At 55.2% G+C, this 22,945-nt stretch carries 30 protein-coding genes; all 30 read right to left on the bottom strand.

Annotated elements, in window-relative coordinates:
* Positions 1 to 56: 56 nt before the first annotated feature.
* Positions 57 to 815: a TIGR03747 family integrating conjugative element membrane protein gene (locus tag TAN611_RS01560; protein ID WP_203067156.1), complete on the bottom strand. Its 759-nt coding sequence runs from the start codon at positions 813 to 815 to the stop codon at positions 57 to 59.
* Positions 799 to 2,910 (bottom strand): type IV conjugative transfer system coupling protein TraD, encoded by a 2,112-nt coding sequence (gene traD / locus TAN611_RS01555; RefSeq protein WP_203067155.1) that lies wholly within the window; start codon positions 2,908 to 2,910, stop codon positions 799 to 801. Before traD ends, TAN611_RS01560 begins: the two co-directional genes overlap by 17 nt.
* On the bottom strand, positions 2,903 to 3,412 hold the full coding sequence (locus TAN611_RS01550) for a hypothetical protein (RefSeq protein ID WP_203067154.1): 510 nt from the start codon (positions 3,410 to 3,412) through the stop codon (positions 2,903 to 2,905). The genes traD and TAN611_RS01550 overlap by 8 nt, the downstream gene beginning before the upstream one ends.
* Complete coding sequence (locus tag TAN611_RS01545) at positions 3,396 to 4,022, bottom strand: restriction endonuclease (RefSeq protein ID WP_203067153.1); 627 nt, start codon at positions 4,020 to 4,022, stop codon at positions 3,396 to 3,398. The genes TAN611_RS01550 and TAN611_RS01545 overlap by 17 nt, the downstream gene beginning before the upstream one ends.
* Positions 4,019 to 4,534 (bottom strand): integrating conjugative element protein, encoded by a 516-nt coding sequence (locus tag TAN611_RS01540; protein ID WP_203067742.1) that lies wholly within the window; start codon positions 4,532 to 4,534, stop codon positions 4,019 to 4,021. Before TAN611_RS01540 ends, TAN611_RS01545 begins: the two co-directional genes overlap by 4 nt.
* Positions 4,521 to 4,736 (bottom strand): hypothetical protein, encoded by a 216-nt coding sequence (locus tag TAN611_RS01535; protein WP_203067152.1) that lies wholly within the window; start codon positions 4,734 to 4,736, stop codon positions 4,521 to 4,523. The genes TAN611_RS01540 and TAN611_RS01535 overlap by 14 nt, the downstream gene beginning before the upstream one ends.
* A 4-nt stretch (positions 4,737 to 4,740) precedes the next feature.
* On the bottom strand, positions 4,741 to 5,415 hold the full coding sequence (locus TAN611_RS01530; RefSeq protein WP_203067151.1) for a transglycosylase SLT domain-containing protein: 675 nt from the start codon (positions 5,413 to 5,415) through the stop codon (positions 4,741 to 4,743).
* Positions 5,394 to 6,104 (bottom strand): TIGR03759 family integrating conjugative element protein, encoded by a 711-nt coding sequence (locus TAN611_RS01525; protein WP_203067150.1) that lies wholly within the window; start codon positions 6,102 to 6,104, stop codon positions 5,394 to 5,396. Before TAN611_RS01525 ends, TAN611_RS01530 begins: the two co-directional genes overlap by 22 nt.
* A gap of 10 nt (positions 6,105 to 6,114) precedes the next feature.
* Positions 6,115 to 6,870 (bottom strand): hypothetical protein, encoded by a 756-nt coding sequence (locus TAN611_RS01520; RefSeq protein ID WP_203067149.1) that lies wholly within the window; start codon positions 6,868 to 6,870, stop codon positions 6,115 to 6,117.
* The gene (locus TAN611_RS01515; RefSeq protein WP_203067148.1) at positions 6,867 to 7,502 is read right to left on the bottom strand and encodes a PilL N-terminal domain-containing protein; all 636 of its coding nucleotides are present in this window, start codon (positions 7,500 to 7,502) and stop codon (positions 6,867 to 6,869) included. The genes TAN611_RS01520 and TAN611_RS01515 overlap by 4 nt, the downstream gene beginning before the upstream one ends.
* 140 nt (positions 7,503 to 7,642) lie before the next feature.
* Positions 7,643 to 7,972 (bottom strand): hypothetical protein, encoded by a 330-nt coding sequence (locus TAN611_RS01510; protein ID WP_203067147.1) that lies wholly within the window; start codon positions 7,970 to 7,972, stop codon positions 7,643 to 7,645.
* Positions 7,969 to 8,277 carry a hypothetical protein gene (locus TAN611_RS01505; protein ID WP_203067146.1) on the bottom strand — a complete coding sequence of 103 codons (309 nt, stop codon included), beginning with the start codon at positions 8,275 to 8,277 and terminating at the stop codon, positions 7,969 to 7,971. Before TAN611_RS01505 ends, TAN611_RS01510 begins: the two co-directional genes overlap by 4 nt.
* 20 nt (positions 8,278 to 8,297) lie before the next feature.
* A complete protein-coding gene (locus tag TAN611_RS01500) occupies positions 8,298 to 8,867 on the bottom strand; it encodes a hypothetical protein (protein WP_203067145.1) in 570 nt (189 codons plus the stop codon).
* Between the two features lie 172 nt (positions 8,868 to 9,039).
* Positions 9,040 to 9,588, bottom strand: coding sequence for a single-stranded DNA-binding protein (locus tag TAN611_RS01495; RefSeq protein ID WP_203067144.1), 549 nt, complete (start codon positions 9,586 to 9,588; stop codon positions 9,040 to 9,042).
* A 62-nt stretch (positions 9,589 to 9,650) separates the two neighbouring features.
* Positions 9,651 to 10,127: an STY4534 family ICE replication protein gene (locus TAN611_RS01490; RefSeq protein WP_203067143.1), complete on the bottom strand. Its 477-nt coding sequence runs from the start codon at positions 10,125 to 10,127 to the stop codon at positions 9,651 to 9,653.
* A gap of 714 nt (positions 10,128 to 10,841) precedes the next feature.
* Positions 10,842 to 12,878, bottom strand: coding sequence for a DNA topoisomerase III (locus TAN611_RS01485; protein ID WP_203067142.1), 2,037 nt, complete (start codon positions 12,876 to 12,878; stop codon positions 10,842 to 10,844).
* Positions 12,879 to 12,890: 12 nt separating this feature from the next.
* Positions 12,891 to 13,475, bottom strand: coding sequence for a hypothetical protein (locus tag TAN611_RS01480; RefSeq protein WP_238404494.1), 585 nt, complete (start codon positions 13,473 to 13,475; stop codon positions 12,891 to 12,893).
* On the bottom strand, positions 13,472 to 14,197 hold the full coding sequence (locus TAN611_RS01475; RefSeq protein WP_203067141.1) for a PFL_4669 family integrating conjugative element protein: 726 nt from the start codon (positions 14,195 to 14,197) through the stop codon (positions 13,472 to 13,474). Before TAN611_RS01475 ends, TAN611_RS01480 begins: the two co-directional genes overlap by 4 nt.
* Positions 14,198 to 14,210: 13 nt before the next feature.
* Positions 14,211 to 14,579, bottom strand: a complete 369-nt coding sequence (locus tag TAN611_RS01470) for a hypothetical protein (protein WP_203067140.1) — start codon at positions 14,577 to 14,579, stop codon at positions 14,211 to 14,213.
* Positions 14,576 to 15,841: an STY4528 family pathogenicity island replication protein gene (locus TAN611_RS01465; protein WP_203067139.1), complete on the bottom strand. Its 1,266-nt coding sequence runs from the start codon at positions 15,839 to 15,841 to the stop codon at positions 14,576 to 14,578. Before TAN611_RS01465 ends, TAN611_RS01470 begins: the two co-directional genes overlap by 4 nt.
* Positions 15,842 to 15,977: 136 nt before the next feature.
* Positions 15,978 to 16,241, bottom strand: coding sequence for a hypothetical protein (locus tag TAN611_RS01460; protein WP_203067138.1), 264 nt, complete (start codon positions 16,239 to 16,241; stop codon positions 15,978 to 15,980).
* A complete protein-coding gene (locus tag TAN611_RS01455; protein WP_203067137.1) occupies positions 16,238 to 16,867 on the bottom strand; it encodes a DUF2857 domain-containing protein in 630 nt (209 codons plus the stop codon). Before TAN611_RS01455 ends, TAN611_RS01460 begins: the two co-directional genes overlap by 4 nt.
* On the bottom strand, positions 16,860 to 17,150 hold the full coding sequence (locus tag TAN611_RS01450; protein ID WP_203067136.1) for a hypothetical protein: 291 nt from the start codon (positions 17,148 to 17,150) through the stop codon (positions 16,860 to 16,862). Before TAN611_RS01450 ends, TAN611_RS01455 begins: the two co-directional genes overlap by 8 nt.
* Positions 17,140 to 17,676 carry a hypothetical protein gene (locus TAN611_RS01445; protein WP_203067135.1) on the bottom strand — a complete coding sequence of 179 codons (537 nt, stop codon included), beginning with the start codon at positions 17,674 to 17,676 and terminating at the stop codon, positions 17,140 to 17,142. Before TAN611_RS01445 ends, TAN611_RS01450 begins: the two co-directional genes overlap by 11 nt.
* On the bottom strand, positions 17,676 to 18,398 hold the full coding sequence (locus TAN611_RS01440) for a DUF2786 domain-containing protein (RefSeq protein ID WP_203067134.1): 723 nt from the start codon (positions 18,396 to 18,398) through the stop codon (positions 17,676 to 17,678). Before TAN611_RS01440 ends, TAN611_RS01445 begins: the two co-directional genes overlap by 1 nt.
* Entirely contained in the window at positions 18,395 to 18,652 is a 258-nt protein-coding gene (locus tag TAN611_RS01435; RefSeq protein WP_203067133.1) for a hypothetical protein, read from the bottom strand. Before TAN611_RS01435 ends, TAN611_RS01440 begins: the two co-directional genes overlap by 4 nt.
* Positions 18,649 to 20,382: a ParB family protein gene (locus TAN611_RS01430; protein ID WP_203067132.1), complete on the bottom strand. Its 1,734-nt coding sequence runs from the start codon at positions 20,380 to 20,382 to the stop codon at positions 18,649 to 18,651. The genes TAN611_RS01435 and TAN611_RS01430 overlap by 4 nt, the downstream gene beginning before the upstream one ends.
* A gap of 2 nt (positions 20,383 to 20,384) precedes the next feature.
* The gene (gene dnaB-PI / locus TAN611_RS01425) at positions 20,385 to 21,725 is read right to left on the bottom strand and encodes an SPI-7-type island replicative DNA helicase (RefSeq protein ID WP_203067131.1); all 1,341 of its coding nucleotides are present in this window, start codon (positions 21,723 to 21,725) and stop codon (positions 20,385 to 20,387) included.
* Positions 21,718 to 21,951, bottom strand: a complete 234-nt coding sequence (locus TAN611_RS01420) for a hypothetical protein (protein WP_203067130.1) — start codon at positions 21,949 to 21,951, stop codon at positions 21,718 to 21,720. The genes dnaB-PI and TAN611_RS01420 overlap by 8 nt, the downstream gene beginning before the upstream one ends.
* Positions 21,948 to 22,865 carry a ParA family protein gene (locus tag TAN611_RS01415; RefSeq protein ID WP_203067129.1) on the bottom strand — a complete coding sequence of 306 codons (918 nt, stop codon included), beginning with the start codon at positions 22,863 to 22,865 and terminating at the stop codon, positions 21,948 to 21,950. Before TAN611_RS01415 ends, TAN611_RS01420 begins: the two co-directional genes overlap by 4 nt.
* Positions 22,866 to 22,945: the final 80 nt, after the last annotated feature.

Below are 22,945 nucleotides of genomic sequence, written 5' to 3'. Positions count from 1 at the left end.
CTGACGATGACGCACAAAAACAAGTTTTGCACGCCATCGTCCAGCTCGAGGGTAAATCAGAGGTATTTCTTGAAGCTCGCCGTCGTCACCGTTACCGCGATACCCAGCAAAATCGCTGCCGGCAACAACAGCAGGTTGGGATACACCGCAGTCGGCCAGGACAGGTATAGCATGCAGGGGATATACACCGCCGGCTTGACCATCCGTTTTGCATGGTGGTAGACAAAGCTGGACTCGTACCCCGCCCCATACCGCCGGATATCACGCCGTCCCAGCCCTTCGGTCAGCGCGACCAGTACCACCAGAATAAACAGCGGAATGGACAGCACCAGAATGGTCACGCGCACCAGGGTAATCACCGTCACATACACCGTGGCCATCAGGTATTCCTTGAGCGTACTGGCCAACCAACCACTCCAGCTGTTCAACTCTCTGGCAATGGCGTTCTGGCTATGCGTCTGCGTCTCATACGCCTGCTGTATCCAGCTCAAAAAACCGCTGTCCACAAACGCCCACTGGTAGGCCACCAAAATCCAATGGGTCACCGTTACCGACGGCTCTGACAGCAGCAGGCTGCGGGTAAACTCCGAGGACAGGTAACCCAGCTCGGTGTTCATCACCGCTTCACTGTGCGAGGCACCCAGCTCCGGCCAGAAGAACGCCATCCCGACATATTCAATCACCAGACTCACGAACAGGGACGCAAAAAACATCCCTATCAGCATCCAGGGCCAGCCCCACAGCAGGTTATAAAGCAGGCCATGTTTCCGGGGTTCTGCCGCCTGCCGCGGCTGCGTATTATCCGCCTGCGCCATTGCGTCCTCCCTGGGTGACCACATCCGGCATCACCTGACTTGCCGACCACCATGACTCACTGGTGCGGTAGTTACGCTGCATCTCCTCGGCGATTTTCTGCAGGTTCGCCGGCATCAGGGCATCATCGCCGTCACCACTCGGCAGCGGCATGCGAATTTTCCACAGTTGACCGCCTTCCAGCAGCGCGAACGCCTGTCCTTTCGGCAGGTTAATCACGTCTGCCTCTTTCAGCAGCGGAACCTTGACAGTACCGACACGGTCCTGGGTACTGGATGTAAAATCCTGCCCCTTCTCAACGTCTGCCGTGTCAGCATGCCCGGACACCAGGGTTTTGGTGTAGACGTCCACTTCCGGTAGCTGTGAGGTCAGCAGCTGCGCGGTGCGATTCTCCCTCACACGCAGCATGATGAGGGTGTTGAAGTTACCCGTGACCTGTGCCGCCTTGGCCGAGCTGCCGATACGCGCTTCAATGTCGGATTCGGTCTGCGTGTAGGCCGTCACCTGCATGCCGGCACCACCGCCCTTGTTGATCAGCGGAATGAACTCATCACCCATCAGCTCGTTGAACTCGTCACAGTGCAGGTTGATCGGCAGTTTGCCATCGGCCCGGGTCGGCAGTCCGCCGTGCATGCCATGCTTGTAGATATGGCCGGCGACTGAGACCAGGTCGGCGAACATACTGTTGCCCACCGCCGACGCCACGACACCATCAGACAACGCATCGAGCCCGATATAGACCACGCCCCGCTTGCGAATGACCTGCTCCCAGTCGAATACCGGCCGCGGGTCACTCATGTCCATGTAATCTGGCGCCAGCAGCTCCGCCGTCTTGCCGGTGGTCAATTTTTCCAGCAACGGCAGCAAAGAGGCGACGATTTTGTCGAAATAGGTGCGGTCATAGCGAACCGCACTGCGCAGACCATCCAGGATAGGGTCGTACAGCTGCTTGCCGGCTTCCGAGCTCAGGGCCATTTCAACCGCGAATATTTTGACCGCGTTCGGTTGCCCCTGCATATTGCGCGGTACATCCTCTTCCGTCAGCACCGACAGGTTATTGTCGATTTGCTGCTGCAGCGCCGGCATCCGATCTTCAATGACCTTTTTCGCATAGATCTCATACAGCTCGCTGATGTTGTTCACATAGCGGGTAATGAGGGTGTAATCAGGGCGCTGTCCCAACGCCACCAGGGCGCGGGCGACAATATTCACAAAGCGCCAGGCAAACTCGCGGAACGCGGCACTGTTGCCCTCGCCACTTAACTGCCCGGAGATACGCCCCGCGACTTCGGAGACACGCTCAAAGCGGCCGACGGCGTTATATCGCGCCGAGATATCCGGCCAGCCCAGGTGGAAAATATACAGCTCGTTACCCCGGCCGGCGCGGTGCGCTTCGGCCCACACCCGGCGCAGCAGGTCGGCATCCCCTTTCGGATCAAACACGATGGTGATATCACCGCGGCGAATATCCTGGGTGATCAGCAGCTCTGCCAGACGCGTTTTGCCAACCCTGGTGGTGCCCAAAACCAGTTTGTGGCCAACGCGTTCGGCCAGTGCCATCGAAACATCGAGCTCGTTAGGCTCAATACCATGAATTGCCGGATTGCCGCCTACTGGAGGTAGCGGCCGTACCGGATTCAGCGGGGAGTCCTTGCGCAGCAGCTGCGATAACCAGGGCATGCTGTACTCGGTCTGCAGCTCGAGACGGCGCGCCATCTGGTAAGCCTTTGAAGGCTGGACATACATCTCCACTTCCGGCCGGCGCGTATCCATCAGACGCTGGGTATGTTTTTGCTGCCAGCGAAATCCCTTGCCCAGGAACAGCCGTTGCCGGCTGACCGGGATTTGAGCGCTGGTCATGACATACCGCGGCAGCCGGCGCAGATTGCGGCGATAGCGGATCACCTGCATCCCCTGACGGGCGCGAATGGCAGACAGCACCGCAAAGCTGCCGGCGGTGACATAACTCACCTCGGGCGCCAGCGCCACCGACCAGGGTGCGACAGCACAAACTACAGCCGCGCCCCCGGCCACAATCGCCGTATTGAGCTCCACCGCCGGACGCAGCAACGCTTCCATCACATGCCGGTTACTCATTGCGACCTTCCTTATCATTCACGGGTTTGTCATATTGGAATAAAACGCTGCGTTCCCCTCTCGCATTGATACTTCCGTAAACAGCATTCAGGCTCATCTGGCGACGGCGGTACAGCAAATAAAACAGTTCAACCAACAGGCCAAAGGCGATAAGTACACTCCCGATCCAGAGAATGATGCGCCGTTTTTCCGCGGCAACGTCAGCAAAGGTCTTCGGATAAGGTTTGCAGTCCCGTTCTGGTACCAGCACCGCCTCCGATACAGGATCATCCGCGTGTGGACACAGACGCACCATCACCATTCCGGCAGGGGCTGCACGGTATTCCTGCGCGGTGTCCGCCAGGCGGGAAGCTTCCTTATGCCCGCCATCATCACCGAGCGTTGCGATAAAAAACATGAAGCCAAAAACTGCCAGGATCACACCTGGCCAGACCAACAAAACCCTGAGCACCGCTGACAGAAAGCGGATAGTCACAACAACATAATTAGACTGATGAAACATGGGAGGTACTCCGTTTAATTACCGTGTTTCCTGGCAGAACAGAAAGCCACTGCGCATTACCGGCAAGCAGCGCCAGCAGCTTCTGGCCGCTGACCAGGTGGACTTGTGGATGGTTCTGCAGCAAAGCCCGGCTCAATTGGCCGGTACGGCCGGTATGGATGAAAAAGCCCTGGCAGTGGTGATGCCGCAACAACGCGCCAAAACTCTTGATATGAGACGGTGTAATAGCCCGTCCGTAACGCTTGGCCTGGATGAGGTACTTTTGATCGCCGATGATGACCTGACCGTCCAGGCCACCGTCACCGCTGTAAGCGCGGTTGCGGATAACCGCATACCCCTGACGTTCAAACGCCAGGAGCAGCAGCTCTTCAAAAACGTAGGGATTGATTTTGCGCAGGTACATCAAGCGCTGGCCATCACCGCCCAACTGCGGCAGTCGCTGCAGAATACGGGCGGCCGTCGCACGGTAACGCCGGTGGCGCCGTGCGGAGGTCGATTCACGTCCACGCAGGTTAAGCGTGGCCATCACCACAATAAACACCCCGATAAGCAAGACAGCCAGCAATGGACTCGCCATCAGTGCTGCACCGAGATGCCCCGGAGACATCATGGCGTGACCTGCTGAGACAGGCCGGTGTCGATGATGAGTACCGGGTAGTTTGACAGCTGCAGGCGGCGCGCCAGTTCACTGCCGGAAGCTGGCGCCATCGGTACGCCAGGAACCAGCGCCTGCAGCGACTGCAGGGCCGGCAGGTTGCTGACGTTCACAACCAGGCCTGCAGCATGGCGCGACTTGAGCCCGTCTGCATTTGCCTGCAGCCAGCTGCGGCTGGCATCGTCATCGCCCACAATAAAAAGAGCGCCAATCCCCGGCAGCTGGAGCGGTCTGTCTGCTACCTCACCGGGCGAAAGTTCCGGCGTAGTCACGGGCAACATAGAGGCCTGAGCGTCACCAATACCGGGTTGGCCGGTAGGTGACGCCGGCGTCTCACCCTGGGCGTTAATGCCGTCAAAATAGGGGGAGGCGTCCTCACCGCCAACATCGGCGATCACGTTCAGATTCGCCAGCGCGGTGGAGGTCACCAGGTACAGACCGAACAGCAGAAAATTAACGTTCTTCATCATCCCCCCCTTCCTGTTCAACATGACCCCTGGTGGCGGCTAACTCAAAGTCCCCATCGAGCTGAGCCAGCAAGGTACCGATAACTTCAGGGTTGGCGGCGTGCAACCATCCGACAGTGATCCTCCGGCCCTTGGACTGTTGCCACGTCGCCAGCGCTGCCGGCAGTTGTTCTTTCAGGTCTTCCAGTTGCTTATTGGTCATCAGCTTATTGACTCCTCGGCTCAACCCACGTCAGCGCGACGGTTTGCGTCGCTGCCGGCGTCGGGTCAGGTGTATGACGGGAAACCACTGGCGTCTTTGTACCGCTGCGATTGAGGCGTGCCAGCTTGGTTCTCACGATGGATTTATAACGGGCTGCAGGGGCGCCGCCGGCCGGATGGTGATAACACCCGGCAGCTGTCAGCCAGCTGCCGGGGTTGCGGTCATAACACTCTCGCAGGATGGCTGCCGCGGCATTCAGATTGGTATAGGGGTCAAAGGCTTCCCAGGTCGAGGTGAAGTGATGGCCGTTCCAGCCCAGGTTGACCTGGGCAATACCGACATCGATGCGCTTACGCGGGTATTTCTTCAGGAAGCCCTGCAGCGCTTCCCAGGCCTGCAGTCGGGTGGCATAACGGTAGCCTTTGCCAGCGACGTTAATGGTCCATGGCCACGGGCGTTCAACATCCGGTGCCGGACCGGCGCCGCGGGTCACCGAAATAATGCCTTTCGGTGACATCGAGGTCTCGGTCAAGGCTACCGAATAGAGCGACTCCGGCGGCACACCGTGGCGCATTGCGACTTCGCGGTAACCCTGCGGCACGTCCTGCGCGGCAGCGGCATGCGCAAACAACAACGTGGCCTGCAGCAGGCCTGCGGTCAAAACGCGGCGATAGTCCATCCGTCTTTCCCCTGTTGCAGGACAACGGGCATCAGACCGTTGCCGAATTTCATCCAGCGGCCGCCATCGTGATTGAGCGTGATTTGACGGGCCCGAACCTTGTCTGCCGGGATATGATGCGCCTTCGCCCAGCTGCGCAGCACGTCGTCATCCCCCTTGCTGTCGACCAGGTAAATGTCGACCGGACGGTTGTCAGCCAGCACCGCAGCAAGACGCGCATCGCACTGGCCGCAGTCCTTGCCCTTCACGAACAGCGCCAGACGGCCTCCGCTGTCATGTGCAATGCCGGCCGCATTCCCCATGTTGACCGGCAGCACACCCAGGCGCTGCCAGGCCGCATCGACTTCGCGCTGGAACTTCAGCTCTTTCTCCGTACGGGCAAACTCCTGACGCACCCACTGCTCCGCGTACTTCTTGCGCTCGGCATCACTTCTGGCCTCGATGCCGAGCGCCGTCAGCGGATCGAGCCCCGGGGACTGTGTCCCGCGCGGCCCGTCCATGAGTTGCTCGTAACGCTGGTACTCCTGGCCACTCAATCCCCACTGCTTGCCTTGTTCGGCCAGCTTGTTGGCCTGGCTTTGCTGCAGCTGGCTCAGTGTGGACTGACTGTTCTCGATAGCCGTCTGCTGCGCCGCCTGTGATAACGGGCTCAGTAGCACCAGGGCGAACAGGCTGTATCTCATCTTCATCGGATGCTCCTTATTGCGCGCTGACGGTCTGCAGGCGGCCATTGACACGGAACGTCGCCTGGCCGTGACCGGCACTGACCAACGTCCACCCTGCAACAGACTCGCCTTCCCCAATCAGCCGAACCTGTGAGAGGTCACTGAATCCCTGCGGCGCTACGGCCGCAAAGGCCGCAGTCCCACGCTGCTCCACCCCGGTCAGCACGAATGGCGCTTTACGCGCCACACGGCGTACCGCTTTACGCGGGGCAGATTTAATCGGCGTAGGTTTGTGCTTTGGGGTGATTTTTGCCGTGGCCGACGGTGCAGCCGGAACGGCGACAGAAGGTTTGCCGGCAGGGGCGGTATTTTCTGCCGGTGCCGTTACCGCAGACTTTTTCAGCGCTTCCAGGCTGTCTTTGAATGCATTGAGTTCAACCTGCTGCGCCTGCAGCTGCTGCTCAAGTTTTTCGGGCAGACTGTTAGTGGTTCGGAACCCCATCATCTCGTCGTTGAGTGTGTTCAGGCGTACTGTCAGGGCTTTCAGCTGTTTGGCATGCGCCTGCACCACGTCGGCCATGGAGGTCATGTCATCTTGAGGCGCCAGCGCTTTTTGCGCCGTCTCCAGCTGGGTAATACGCTGGTCAACGTGTTTGACAGCTGCGGTACCGGCAAGCCCCGCCACCAGAACAACAACCACACCACCGGTTACCGCCCAAAAGGCCTTGCTGCGCAGCAATCCTTTTTTCGCCGGCGTCATCGGGATCATTTCTTCGTTATGCTCGCTCATTTTTTCAGCCATCCTCCGGTTGAAGACACAGGTTTAACCGCCGGCGGCGCCATCGTGCCTGCAGGTACTGCGGTCGGCGCAGCGTGATACACACGTGGCGTCGGCGACGGTGGCAGCTGAGAGGCCGGCAACTGGTAACCGTCGCGCAGGCTGTGGCAGACAACGCGCTGCACATCGTCAACTTCGAGCTGCCATGCCGGCCCCGCCAGTACCTGCAGCGCGGTGCGCAAACGCATCGGCCCCAGCTGGTACTGCACCGCCGGCAGTGCCTGGCGATACAACACGCCATTGGCTGGCCCGGTCGCGCACAGGGTGTAACCAGACTGACGCAGCGAGTAACGCAGCGCATCAGCCACCGTCGGTTTGACGGAGGCAGGAATACGGATATCGATGATTTGAGAAAGCGGGTCGCGCTGGACAGCAGCCGGATCGGTGCTGACCAGCAGATAGCGGTCATAGCGCACGACTTCCGGTGCCTGGCCATACGCATCCGGGGATACGGGCTGGACATTGCGGGTGACGGTGACAGGCGGTGTGACCAATGACGCATCACGCTGCTGCAGGGGTTGTTGCGTAGTGCAGCCCGTCAGAATGACGGCTGCCAGGGCGGAGACTACGAGTGTTTTTTTCATCTGGGAGGTTCCTGTACAGTGACTAAACAGGTGCCACTGTGCTGTTACCGCCCCTCCCTCTCAATTAACAACTCTTTATTGAAAATAAAAAAAATGCAGACCCAGAGGTCTGCATCACGGTTTCACAACACCGGCATTGTTCATCGTTCTGTCAGGTCAATCTCTACAGTCACGTCAATGCCGCGATCAATAACGAACAGGTTAACATCTCGCATATCAAACGGCACACCGATGACACCGGTTCTCGCCCGAAATTCAGCAAGCTCCGCCTTTAACAACGTCAGGCGCTTCTGGATTTCAGTGGTGTCTTCCTTGCCGTAATTGACCATCGCGTGAACCATTTCCTCTCCGGCCTTGATGTAGGCACGGATCATCGGGAGATGTTCGATGACATAGTCCGGGAACGGGAAGTCAAACCCGTCCGGGAACAGGAAAAAGCTCTCGTCAACCTTGACCTTCACTGCTTTCATCTGTCCTCCCAGTCGTAGTCATCATCGTCGTATTCAATAAAAATTGGCGTCGCCAAGCCATAATCACGGGTGACCGCTTCAGGGTGAATCTGCCGGTAATCCCGGCAGTAAAGTCGATAGGCAAACCATTCCGCATCCTGCTTGCTTCTGAAAAAGTTCCCTGAGCCAACGGACCATTTGGGTCTGTCCGGTGAACCGCTGATATTGGTCAGGCGATACTTGTCAGCATAAACCCACGCCCTGCCTGTACGTGACCATGCAGGCTCCCTGGCTGATGCCTTAAATGAAGTGAATGACAGCATCATCTGATGCAACTCCTTGTGCGCTACTCGTCGTCATTAAAACCAAGACCAAGTTCCTGCTCCGCAGCATACTGCGCAATCTGGCCTTCGTTTTCCGCAATTAACCGCTTCGCAGTAATGAGAACATTCCCCGCGTCCATATCGTCGATATCATCAATGAATCGGTGTTTTACCGCAACACCCTCCAGATAGACGTTAACGCACAATGCGTCCGGGCGACCGGCATAGTCGGCCTGACTGGCATCATAAGTGTATTGACGACCATTGATTGACACCTTACCTGCAGATACAGGCACGACATTGGCTCCAGGAATACCATTATCCAGAACAAGCGTTAACTGACCAAACGCGTCACAGAGCTTTGTACGAGGAACGCACTGGGGGGATTTGAGGAATGCCGCCCAAAGACGTTCATCCATATCTACGACCAAACCTCCTGAAAATGCCGGTTGTCCGGCATAATGCCAGGCTTCGGTCGCTGCAGCCCCTTGACGAAAAGCCTCAGCCTCTGCCGCGGCTCTTCTTGCCTGCTGCTCAGTCTCACCATACCCCAGAGGGGTCAGGTCCTGCTCACTACGGATTACTGCTTTCATAATGATGTCCTTATAGCCGATACCTTCATCACTGAGCGTTGTTCGCCATGATGAACGCCTTGAAGGGAATGTAAAGAGGTGCCGCTGGCACAGGCAACGTGAAGCAGCTGCCGGCCAGGGTGGCTGAGATGAAAAAAAACTGCACATAACCAGGTTATGTGCAGCATTTGAGTTAGAGCGAATAGATGGCTGCCTTGGCGACACCATACCCGAACCCCAGGAACGGTATGTCATCGTCAAAGTCCATCGGTGGTTCACTCCCGCCAGACTGAGCCTGTGGTTGAGGCTGTTGAGGCGGAGTGCCACTGTGGGTTGGCTGTTGGGGCTTGCCCCAGTTGCTCTGGCTACGTTGACCAGAGGCATTATCCGGAGAACGGCCGCCCAGCATTTGCATTGACCCACCGACATTGACCACCACTTCAGTGGAGTAACGGTCAACACCATCCGAGTCAGTCCACTTGCGTGTCCGCAGTTGGCCCTCGATATAGACCTGCGAGCCTTTACGCAGATATTCGCCGGCTATTTCAGCGAGTTTCCCGAACAACACCACACGGTGCCACTCGGTCTTCTCTTTCTGTTCACCGGATTGTTTATCACGCCAGCTTTCGGAGGTTGCGAGTGACAACGTAGCCACTGCGCCACCGGAAGGCATGTAACGGATTTCTGGATCCTGGCCCAGATAACCGACAAGAATAACTTTGTTTACGCCGCGAGACGCCATAATCGAATCCTCATAAATGGGAAAGGGAAAAACGCCCCGGAAAGGGGCGTGAGAGGGCGTTATCAGAAGGAGTTTTCAGCGTAGTTTGGCTGCGCGGAACCCTGCTGAGGCGGCTGGGAGTGGGATTTTTCAGCCTGGAACACCTTTTCCTGACCGATTTTGATCCAGTCGATACGGATAATCCGGGCTTTCAGGCTGACACGCTGTTCACCGGCATGTTCGCCGCTGTTGAGCGTGAAGATGTCCGTTTTGGGATTGCTGAGCACAAAACCAATCAGGACCTTTTTGTCTTCGTCACAGGCTTTCTGGCAACGATTAATCAGGCTGCTTGCTTCTTTACCTGAAACAGTACAATCGAAACGCGTATAACTGGCGTTGTCAGTAGGACCGGACAGGGCATTCACAACACAGCTGATAAAGGTGCCGTTCGGACCGTTAACCTGGCGAACATTACTGAGATACCCCATCCCGTTGATAGTCAGGTTGAAGTATTCAGTGTTTTTGGTGGCATTTTGTTGAGCTTGATTTGCGTTAGACATGATGATTTCTCCATGGAGTGTAGATTCGGTGACGGAGAAATACACCTTCCCTGACGGGAAAAGTATTTCCCGTCGGGAGCCAGGTATGGGTATACGCCATGACCTGACAGTCTGATCAGATTAGATAAGCCTTAGACGTTGGGCACAGTCATGTTGACTGCCAACGACATCTACTCTCAAAGGCGGGCAGATGTACTACACCGTAAACGGTGTGCTCCCTTTCAAGCTACGGAAGCGTTCTTTTGTCACTACCCGAAGGCGATCCTCACAAGTGACTGGACCATTGGTGGCTGTCTGTCGACAGCTGGGTCACCCGAAAGCGCTCATCACAGACCCACTGAGCATTGGTGGTTGTCCGAAGACAACAAGTAAGCCTGTTCATTTTTAATTCAGGTGAAGCTGCTGTCAACCTTGAAAACGGAAATTGTGACCTGCAAAAACAAAAACGGCACAGTCAGAGACTGCGCCGTTAGGATTGCACCATGATCGTTGGTTCTTAAAACAAGACCTTGAGGAGGGGTAGTAAACTCCTGGCGCGCTTTTCACAAGGTCGCATGCGCCTAATCAATCAACCTGAGCGTGTAGGTCATTGATGCGAGCTGCAGCAGAATTGTCCATGCATTAAACTTTCCTGCCAACCGTAGCTACGGGGTGCTCTGCATATTTGCCAGCTAACCTTAGCAAAACTTTCCGGGATTAACATCAGACAATCTCTTACTCTGATCTGGTTGTTTTATTTTTAGCCGCCGATTTTCCTTTATAACGCTTACCCTTACCGCCTTTGCCGTCAATATTGATGATCCCCTGGCATTCTGGGTACTTGCTACAGCCCCAGAATGCACCGCTCCCCTTCTTACCGGTGCGACGGCGCATGGTACCGTTGCATAATGGGCAGGGAGGAGATGGCGGCGCGGTGAATTTGACCGCTTGTGTCTTTCCTTTGTCGACCAGATGTGTCGCCCACTGTGCCTGGCGGTCCATGAATGTGTCGAGCGTCATTTTGCCCTGGGCAATTTCATCCAGCGCCTGTTCCCAGAGTGCAGTCATGCCCGGATTCGTCAGAGCCGTTGGCAGTGCATCAATCAACTCGCCGGCAATCGGTGTCGACAGCAGGTATTTCCGCTTTTTCTCCAGATAACCCCGTTTGAACAACGTTTCCAGAATACCGGCACGGGTCGCCTCCGTACCCAATCCAGCGTTCTCTTTGAGCACTTTCTTCAGCTGTGGATCGCTGACAAACGCCGCCGCGTTCTTCATTGCCGCTATCAACGTGCCATCAGTAAAATGACTCGGCGGCTTGGTCTGCAGCGTTTTAAGCTCAGCGCCGGCGATGACGCATGACTGTCCTTTTTCCAGAGCCGGCAGACGTGCCTCTTCCGACTCATCCGGCTGTTCTTTCTCGTTACGCTCTTCCCGCTGAAACAGTGCCTTCCAGCCGGCAATCACTTCGACTTTTCCGCGCGTGCGGAACAGCTGGCCACCGACATTGAACGTAGCTTCTGTGACATCCACCTCATGCAGTGGCAGGAACTGCGCCAGGTAGTGCTGCCGTATTAGTTGATAGACCTTTAGTTCATCAGCTGACAGTTTGCTCAGGTCAAATGCCTGCTTGGTGGGAATAATGCCGTGGTGCGCCGTGATTTTTTTGTCATTCCAGATACGGGAGACAAATCCGGTATCCAGCGAAGCAATCACCGCACCTTGTGTCGGATCTGTCCGGGTAATGGCATTAAGCACATCCGGGATTTCAGCCTGCATTGAAGTGGGGAGATAACCGCAGTCAGTACGCGGATAGGTCGTTGCCTTGTGGGTCTCGTACAATGATTGAGCGATGCTTAATACCTGGTTAGCGCCCATCCCCCATTTTCGCGAGCAGGCCAGTTGCAATGAACCGAGATCAAACGCCAGTGGCGCCGACTCCTTCTTGCGTTCGGTACCGACATCCAGCACCACCGCCTGCCCGGTTTGCTGGCAGAGCTGCACAACCGCCTGCGCAACGTTCTGGTGAATACAGCGCTTTTCTTCATCACAGTAATTGGCCGCCGGCACCCAGTTGGCCGGGAAACTGATACCGTCCTTTTGCAGCGTAGCCTGCACCTGCCAGTATGGCTTTGAAACGAAGTTGGCAATTTCACGGTCGCGATTGACGACCAGCGCCAGCGCCGGCGTCTGAACACGGCCGATTGACAACACCTCACCATAGCCTTGCTCCCGTGCCTTCAACGTATAAAGCCGGGTCAAGTTCATGCCGGTCATCCAGTCAGCGCGCGCACGGGCTAACCCTGCTTCATAGAGCGGCGCGGTCTTGCTGCCCGGCAACTTGTTGGCCAGAGCCTGCCGAATGCTGGTTTCATCCAGCGCCGATAGCCACAGCCGTTCAACCGGCCCGGTAAACTTGCAATATTCCAGCAGCTCGCGTGCTATCACCTCGCCTTCCCGGTCGGCGTCTGTTGCGATCACAACCGAGTCGACTTGCTTAAGGAGGCCACGGATAACGGCAAACTGATCAGCCGTATCCTTTTTGACTTCCATTTTCCACTGTGTCGGGACAATGGGCAGCACCGACTCTCGCCAGGGGCTGCCATACTGTTCGCCGTAGGTCTCGGGCTGAGCTTGTTCCAGCAGGTGACCAATTGCCCAGGTAACAATCACACCGGCCCCGGTCAGATAACCCTGCTTGCGTTGGTTAGCACCAAGAACGGCGCCAATGTCTTTTCCCTGGGACGGTTTTTCGCAAAGGTAAAGTTGCATCGAGACGCCTCCTCAGCTCTGACCTTTGGCAACCTGCTGCAGCTGGTTCATCAGGCGGCGCAGATAGGCATCAGTCAGGTGAGTGCTGTCCGGAGAGCTGTAGGTAACCTTCAACCGACTGCCGGCGCCGGACTTAACGACCTCCAACATAAGGCGGTCGTTATCTTTCCACTCCTGGCCCATCTTGTAGTAACTGCCCTTTTGCGCTGCCCATTCCGGTCGTGCTTCATCAATAGCGCCGGCACTCCAGTCACCGTATTGATCGCGCTTGCGGAGACTTTCCAGCTCATCTGTCGAGATAAACTGATAGTGGCTTTTCAGTCGGGCAGCAGCGGTATCAACATCCACCGGAAGCTTATAAGTATGCTGCACGTCCTGACGCGGGCCGGTAGCACCGGCCTTCGTCATCCAGGGCATATCACCGGAATCTGAGTTCGCCCCAGAGCCACTGGCAATGGAATGTGCTGCATCGCTGATTTTCTGGTTCCAATCGGCAATCTCGGAGCTCGTGCATCCACTCAGTAATGGGAGTGTCAGACCACTCAGCAGGCAAATAACCGCAGAAGAGCGTAGTGATTTTAGTAAGAAGGTGTTCATGCCTGCTCTCCTTCTACTTTACGCAGCGGAGGGGAAAACGAAGAGCGCTTTGCGCCATTTAGAATATCGGCATCAGGCTCCCCAAAACGAGCAATCGCATCCTGGGCTGCCGGTGTACCTAACCGAATATCTTCACGACTCACGTTTACATGGCGATAATGTTGCACCACACCGTAAACGCGCCGGATCCAATGCCCTCCACGGTCAAGTAAAGTGTCGCGCTCTGAACGCGAGATAAGCCCGTAATGCCAGGCCTGAAAGGCTTTCATTGCCAGTTGATCATACCCAACCAGCAGGAATACACAGCGGTACCCCACCGGAGTGCGACTAAATACACCAATATTCAGTGGAGATACAGATGAGACTTCTGATAAGGAAATTTGGGCTGGAATATTGGCAAGGGTTTTATCCAGTTCAACGACCGCCGACTGCAGCAACTCCATGCCTTTGTTCAGGGCGTTTTCCAGGTCAACCATTGCAGCATCAGCATAGGGATTGTTTTCAGCCGAGGCCGCGTTGATCTGCCCCGCACGCTGAATAAAGCGGGGCATACTATAAATGTCAGGGCGCCGCTTACCGGTTGTTTCAGGGTCAGCAGACTGGCTCCGACGCCCTTCCCACAAGCGGATTGCATATAACGTGTGCAATTCAACGGTAAGGGTAGATTTGAGAGCCCCTGCTTTCGCTGGAGTGGGTTGCGTACCTTTCGATGTTTCGGCCATGTTTACCATCCTTTTACTGTCTATGAGAGTATTTCTGGCTTGAAATAGTCTCGGCAGCCCCTTTTTGCAGCAATCCAAAACTCTTTTTGTGCTCTGAATAAATACGGGGATGCATATCACTCACCATAACTACTGCTGGCAGTGTCAGTGCTGAACGTTTTTTAAACACTGCTGACAGTGTCAGCACTGAACACTTTTTAAACACTGCTGACACTGTCAGCACTGAACACTTTTTAATCACTGCTGACACTGTCAGCACCGAACGCTTTTTGAACACTGCTGACACTGTCAGCACTGAACGCTTTTTAAGCGCCATTGATTTGACTTGACTGGCACAGCCAGCACCAGAAATCTTCAAATCGCGCTCCACGGTAAGATTCACTTCCCGTTCCTGGCTCGGGCCATCCCCTGCCGCAGTTTCGCCACCAAGGCGCTGACATGCTCACGAGTGGCGACTTGGCCTGGTGCTTTTCGTGGCGTTTCTGCAGGACGCTGAGGGCGTGCAGGCTCCGTTTTTACCGGCTTTGAAGATGCTGTAGTGGCAAACAGCGCCCCGTTACGGGCACGCTTCATCATGCTGAACAGCCAGCCGGTCGGGTTACTCACCTCTCCACGGGCCAGGGCAACGTTCAGGCTTTCCAGAACCTGACGAGCAACGTCAGCCGGCAAAGCTTGCAGCTGGGAATGGATTTGCTGCTGGTCAGCTTCCGGTATGCGTTGCTGCAATGCCTCAGGCAGTCGCGGAACGTACGTTTTTTTATTCACACTTTGTGTGAAAGAACGTACGTTACAGTTCGGTTTCGCTGAATTGACGTAACCTGTTGATTTCAGGCTTGGTTCGGAATCCGAACTGGGTGTCTTCCTACCCCGTATATCACCCAGTTCGGATTCCGAACTGGGCTTAAATTGACTGAGTTCGGTTTCCGAACTGGGGCATTTTTCACCGGGTTCGGTTACCGAACTCCCGGTATTTTCGTCACGCAATGCCATCTGCGCGGCCATCTGTTGAGGGGTCTGTGGTGCGCCCAGTCGCTGCGCCATCACGTTCAATTGCGAGTGATAGTGACGCATCGTTGGGTCGCTTCGGATGTCGGACAATACCGACCAGGCCGTCTGACTGACAGCCCGGTTCTTGTGCTGGCAGGCCGCCGCGACCGTATCAAGCCAGGTTGGATCAAGACTTTCCGCATCACAGGCTGAGAGCGGCTCATCATGCTGAGAATAGATGTTCCCGCGTACCCGCCCTTTACTGTCACGCACGCGACGGCACAGGCTCAACCAGCCCGTCAGGCGCAACATCAGCAAAACCCGGCTGACCGTTTCACGCGATGCCTTGCCCTTGAACGGCGACGCGAGCTGCAGCTGCAGCTCGTCGTAGGTCGGAAACATGGCTCCCTGGTTCTGCTGGGCATAGAGGCGGATCATCATCCACGCCACTTTATCCAGTGGAGACAGGCGCGTGTCGAGCATCAACCGGCGCGGTACCGCATCGTGGACGTTTCCCGTGAAGAGGAGGCCACTGCGCAGGTTTGTTACATCGTTACAGCCGGTCTGTTGTTCATCTATTCGGTCAGCCAGACGAGCCGTCATCTGTTCAAGTGTAAAAGTGATCAGGTCGTCATCAGGTGTTTTTTTTATGCTCATCGAATTTGCGCGTCCTTATCCTCTCGACCATGCCAGACAGGCATGGCCACAATCATTTTTCGTACAGCACTGCTGTACATGGCCCTATAACGGCACTCAGGCCTGTGCCCGCTAAGCAGGCACAGGGTGAATGTCATCATTTCCATAATTCAGTGTTGTAACGTTCAGTCGTCAGCAGCTCCCAGTCATCGCCATTGTTTCGGCTTAACAGACGCCACCTCCCTCCTATATCAATCTTCATCCAGCAACTGCCGGGCTTGTGCTTCCCTTTTGCATGCAACTGTTTGTAGTTACGCTCACCACTCCGGAACCGTTTTACCTGCTCTTTTGCCTTCTTCTGGCAGGATGAAGGGGCAGAACGAGGCACCTGTAATCCTGGCATCAACAACATCGACTTCATGCAGACCTCCTCGCAAGCTCCTCTCCGACACCGGCTTTATTTCGTACGGCCTGAATCGCTTTACGGACCGTGCGAGTCTGTGCACCATCGAAACTGCGAACTGCATGCCAGACTGCAGTTAACGACACATCCATCTGCTCGGCCGCCAGCATCATGACGTCCAGACCATCCGCACTGGAGACATCTTCAATGTCGGCTTTCTGCCACTGGCGCCACAGCGATGCATTGTCCTCATCACTGAGCGTCGAACAGCGGCCCTGCCGGATTTGGATCCCCGTCATGCGCCGGCGTGCGGAGACCTCGACGCTGGACAGCCCGAAGAAATGCTGCATCATCTCGATAGAACCGCCCAGCGCCAACGCACGGTCGATACGTTGCATCCGCTGCTGTTCCCGACGAGCCTGCTGCAGCATCAAGGCAAAATTCTCGTGATGGATCTGAAACGTGAGCACCGAGACGGAGCTGTTCAACAGGTAATACAAATCATCGACGGTCAGACCGTGGAGCATCTGCATTTCCTCCGGCGTGAGTCCGAGGGACTCGCAACGGCGGATATAGCCGGACTTGAGCTCCATGACGAGCTGCGTGAGCAGGCTATTTGTTGCCTGCGATAAACTGTTACTCATTATTCGTACTCCCCAGTAAAAAATTAAAAACGCTAAAAACCAACACAACGCTTATTGCTAACAATAAAAATAAAAAATCAATACCAATCAGCACAGGATTCATAAATACTCTCCTCTGCAAATGGCCAGAATGATGAATACAAAACACACCATCATAAAAATCAGTATAAGAGCGACTTTTCCTTTCCCATCCTTCACTTTTACCAGCAAGAAGCAGAGACAAATTACGAACATCGGCACCGAGGACAATAACGTTAAAGAGGTCTGGAGATTCATGCATCATCCCCTCCATCGTTACGTTCCAAAACGCAAAACGCAGACATAATCGGCAGATAGAGGATGTTGTAGGTACACCAGAACACCATTGCCGGAATGAGAATGCTCCGTTGGGCATCAGCAATGTCATAGTCCCAATGAACAAATGCATAGATATGGTAAAAGGTGACTGATACCAGCAAGGAAATAATGAAAAACACAAAGCTCGGGGAGATAACCTCTTTTTTGCACTCAGTGTTTTTACAGGTATAAATATGCAGAGGGAAAAACAGCGCCAGAATGGCCATAAAGCGCCACCCTACCCACGTAACCTGGAGCTTAATGGGACCCAGCACGAATGACGCATCGGCTCCACCAGTCAGCATCATTGCCAGACTGCCAATGACAAACACTGCCATAAGGAGATATAGCATTACTAAATACCGGGTTGGTATTTCGATAATTTCAATTTCAGCGTACTTGGTAAACTTATAAAGACCCTGCTGGCCAAGAACGACAGCGCAACCAAAAAAGATTAAAAAAAAGATATCCATTACTCCTCCCCGATGCTGTAGCCAATGCCTGCAGGTCCGCAGCCGTTAACCCCATGATGTAACTGTGCGTTTTTTCCTGCCAGATAACCCTGGCTACGCGCTATGAAATCACCGCGACACCGTTTCACCGAACGACTCTTCAGCGTGGTCATCCCCTGCTGCTCCGACCAGGCGGACATCAGCGCCTGCTCATGCTCCGACACGCTGAAAACCTCGACAATTCGGCGAACGCCCTCGACCCAACCCGCACGGAACTGCTCGGCACGCCCCCGACGCGTCGCCATTTTCAGGCGCTTATCCTGAGTTTTCAGGTAAGCAGCCGTCGCGTCCTTGAGCTGGCGACTCAGCACATCAAAGGCATAGGCAGCAACCGCCGGGCGCTCACTAAAGCCGTAGAACGTGACGTTGCGGCGCAGTAATCCGCTCCGGGTTTCGAGGGAAGAAAAGTAAGGGCGACAGCCAAACGCGTGAGCGACAGTCCAGGTCAGCCGGGTCATCCACTCCGGAATTTTGTTCCAGGACTGAGACGGCGCGGCCTGAGTCGGCGCCTGCTGAATGGAGGAAATGTTCGCCTCGAGCTCGGTGATACCGTATTTCGCCATCAGCTTCTGGGCGCGTGCCAATGCCAACCCGGCTTCATGGGCATTACTGTTGCTCTGGGCCAGTTCGAGGAGTTTGCGGACCAGTTTCACCAGCCGCGCTTGTCGTTGTGAATCGCTCATCCGTTGTTCTCCTTGTTGTTGGCCAGCACCCCGCGGGCTACGCGTGCAATCTCTCTGAGGTTATCCGAGTATTCGGAAGTATTTTTTCGGTCTATCAGTACGTTGCATGTTTCGAGAAGGACGCTCTGCCCCTCTTTCGTATAACACGCGGTGATCGCCCTGACAGCCAACAGCTCCGACGCCATCTCATGCACATCCTGTCCGGCTGAAGGATCTGCCAAAAAGGCCTGCAAACGCTCAATAGTGACGGTCATGCGTCCTCCCCAGTATCAGTGTCAACATCACGCTGCAGTTCACGCAGCCGGCGTAGAACGCGAACAAGGCGCAGAAACTTCACCGCATGGACATCATCAAGCAGCGGGAAGCCGGCGCCATCAGCAGCACCAATCAACGCCTCGCTTAATGAACAGGATTCGTTGTCCGGGGCCGGCCCGGTCAGAGAGAGAAGTAATGCAGTGAATGGGGATGACTGCTGTGTGGCCAGGCAGTACCCTGCCGCAGTCAGCGTTGTCTTGTCGGCTTTAAGCTCAGTTTCGCAGCCGGCTTGTTCGGCCAGTTCGAAGGCCAGGCGATAAGCCATGCCCTGCAGGTGTTCAATGTCATCCTGCAGAGCCGGAATGGCCCAGACAGAAACTACGGGTTCAAGCCCTTCCTCAGCAAAGGCGACTTCCGAACTCTCTTCGTTCGGGGTTACTTCCGGTGCTACAGGCGCGGGTTGCGCTGGTTGCGCTGGTTGTCCTACCCCTGCAGTCTCTGTTCCGGACATGCCTGGTGAGGGCTGTTCGTCAACATCTCCGGACAGAACCGGCGGCGCTCCATACAGGTCATGCTGGGTTTCAATGCGCGGAGATCCGGAGGAAATAGGCTCGGCATCGGATGAGTCCTCTGCACCATCCTGTTCATCCAGTGCGCTGCTCAGCGTCAAACCCGACGTACCCGGCACAGATGCATCAGAGGAAGATGACGTAATGGCTGCACCGCTATCAATTTCGCCACAGCCATCAACGGGTGATCCAACCATTGGCTGAACGGCAAAATTAGGCATGCCTTGCAGATGCACTTCACCAAGCTGCTGCCGGCGATTCTGCTCCTTTGGATCCAGCTCAAGGAGCCAGCGGTCATAATTCAGAGAGGGGTGTGGGAGAGCTTTAACCAATGCACCGATCAATTCATCCCTAAACATCTCAAGAGAATATGCCTCAGGGTCATCAAAATGTGCACAAACGGCCCCGAAGACGCCCTCAAAATCTTGAACGGCCGCATTGTCTGAGGAAAAGTTATCCCATGTTTTATAGGCATTAACGCGTAACGACAATAAATGTTGTATTTGAGGTCGTCCCAGGCCCGATTTAAGCAGGTTCGGCATATGGGGATACAAATATTGGATAGTATCTTCCATCCGGCTGATATTAGAGTTATGTACCGGGTAGCCTTCTTGACCCAGCAGGTTAGAAAGTTCTCGCAAAGAGACTTTTTTACCCAGGCTCTCTTCAAAAAACTCCCGTGCCCTTTTGATCCCAAAAGCCTTTTCTATAAAACTCAGTTCACCTCGAACTTCATTCTCAGCCAGGTGACCAATCAAACACGAAAGCCGGCCTGGCCACGGTTTAAACATGCAGGAGATACGGAAAAACTTTTCATCTCCCGTTTCCTGCCACAGTTCCGCCAAAATTTGAAGGCGGGTATTCCCTCCGTCACTAAAGAAGAAACCCAGCTCAGGACGCTCAGGATCTGCGGTGATTTTAGGCACCGTATCCAGGCCACGCGCCCGCACTGAAGCCTTGATTTCTTCATACCGCGGGTTCCGGGAGGTTCTTGGGTTATCCGGGAAAGGACTGACGTCATCCAGAGTCAGCACCATCGGGATTTCAGAGGTCAATTGAACAAGCTCAACCTTCTCTGACTTATCCGTACCTACAGCAGTTTTCCCCTGCTGGAGCAATGCAGAACCCAGGTCAATATTTTTGGTATTAATACGTCCCATGATTAAGCTCCTCCCTGAAATTCAGGCATGGCCAAATCACGGAATGCCGTGTATTCCTGTTCGAACTGAACGCGCACCATGCCGGTTGGTCCCTGGCGCTGCTTGCCGAATATAATCTCGGCGGTGCCCGCATCCTCAGAATCCGGGTAATACACCTCATCTCGGTAAATAAAGGCGATCACATCAGCATCCTGCTCCAGTGCACCGGAGTCACGCAGGTCACTGTTCATCGGACGTTTGTCAGCCCGTTGTTCGAGCGACCGATTCAGCTGCGACAACGCTAACACCGGGCACTGCGTGTCTTTGGCCAACGCCTTCAGGCTGCGGGAGATTTCCGCGATTTCCTGTGTGCGGTTTTCAAAACCAGGCGCACGCATCAGCTGCACATAATCGACCATAATGAGTACCGGACCGCCATACAGGCGGGTATAACGGCGCACGAGTGAGCGCAATTGCGCAGGCGTCAGCGCTGACGTGTCATCAATAATCAGACGGTCATTCCAGGGCGTCATAATCCCCATGGCGTCGCTAATTCGGGCCCAGTGTTCATCCTCAAGCTGGCCATTGCGGAACAGGGTCAAATTCACCCTGCCCAGCATCGCCAGGAAGCGCTGCAGCAATTGCTCCCGCGGCATTTCCAGGCTGAAGCAAAATACCGGCCGATCGGTGCCTTCCAGCGCACCGACGCAACACGCCAGTGAAAATGCGGTCTTACCCATACTTGGCCGCGCGGCCAGCAGAATCAGTTCCCCATTCTGCAGACCACAAGTGATCTCATCGACCAATGACAGGCCTGTTGGGGTTCCGGTCACGCCGGTTCCTCCGGTGACACTTTCCAGCCGGCTGGCGACAGCATCCAAGCCATCCAACAGACAGACATTTTGCTGGGTATACACCTGCTCTGACAGCTCCAGGAGCTGCTTTTCGACCCGCTCAGTTAGCAACTCTGATTTTGCCTGCGGAGTTGCTGCCTCGGCACTCAACTCTCGTCCCATATTCAGCAGGCGACGCAGTCTGCTACGTTCTGCAACAATGTTGGCATACGCGTCGATATTGGCGGCACTTGGCGTGTTCTTCGACATTTCAGCGAGATACGCAAAACCACCAACCTGTTTAAGCACATTGTTCTTTTCAAGTGACTCAGACAGCGTAATCAGATCGATAGGCTGGTTAACCGCCATCAGTTGCCCCATCGCCTGGAAAACACGACGATGTGACGGAATATAAAAGTCAGCGTCACGCAGGACAGACACTACGTCGTCCCAGCGCGCGTTCTCCAACATCAACCCGCCCAGTACGGCCTGCTCGGCATCGACAGAATGAGGGATTTGCATCTCAGCCATGGCGCACCTCCGGTTTATCGCCGTCGGCAGTCAGGGGGTGATTAAGGAATGTCGGGCACGAAGAACAAACACCTAACCCAGTCTCGCGGTTGACCTTGAGCCAGCTGCAGGGCGTGCGATTTTCATCAACACAGGCATTGTGGTCGGTACAGCCGCAGCCGACGCAGGTCGCTTCTTTCAGCTGTTGCTGTTCATTCAGTAAGGCAATAAGTTTCTCAATATTCATTGATTTGCCTCCTGACGCAGAGCATCGAAATCAGGAGTCCAGTCCGGGAACAGCTCACATACCAGGTCATACATCGTGTCAGCGGCAGCGGGCGTAGAAGTTCGCGTAGTGGTGGTCTCCAGGCGGTGGACTGGCTGGCCCGAGGCGTGACCGAGCTTGTAGATTTCCAACTTCGGAATGATGGTATTGAGGAGTGATACCTCAAAAACGTCGGCGCGCAGATACTTGCCGTTCTCAATGATGCCCTGAAGACTTTCCAGCGTTTTCCAATCAAGCTTGGTGTATTCCATGCAGTTGGTCAGTATTCGCACCTGCGGCATGGCGATGCCGTAAACGGCCAGAGGTAACAGCCCTTCCATCAGGCCCAGCGTGCCGCGTAAAAACTCGCGGGTATCCGGCAGGATTGGCTTAATGACACCGACTGCAAATGCGGAGCTGGCCAGCAGGATAAGCTCCAGCATGATGGACGCTGCGCCTTTGGAGTCGATGATGATGACGTCGTAATTTTGGAATAAAGGATGCTGCAGAACATTGCGCAGACGCATGCGGCCGTCCGGGGCATGCAGCATGGCTGAAGAGAGGCGGTCATGCGGGTCGTTGGAAACGATGATGTCCAGATTGTTGATAACGGAACGGGAGATGATTTGGTCAGCCTGCGCCAAATCGACGGTCTTCATCAGGAGCTCATACAGACCGTTAGGCGCTTCGTATTCCAGGGAGAATATGCTGCTGGCGGTGGGCTGGGAATGGTCACCGTCGATGAGGAGGACTTTTTTGCCGGCGTCGGCCAAAAATCCGGCCAGATTGGCGCTTTGAGTGGATTTCCCTTCACCACCTTTTGTGGAGATGACAGGAACGACAAATGGGCTCGTCTGTTTTTTGCCCGTAGCGAGGGCTTTGGTCAATGTATGCATGAATACGCTCGAATTTTTCAATTCTTGCGTAACTAACTAATCTAAATTGCTTTTAACATTCTCGCTACATGCACGGGGAT

Source organism: Serratia sp. Tan611 (assembly GCF_905188235.1).
Classification (GTDB): domain Bacteria; phylum Pseudomonadota; class Gammaproteobacteria; order Enterobacterales; family Enterobacteriaceae; genus Serratia_B; species Serratia_B rhizosphaerae.
This window is presented reverse-complemented; position numbering and strand designations above follow the sequence as displayed.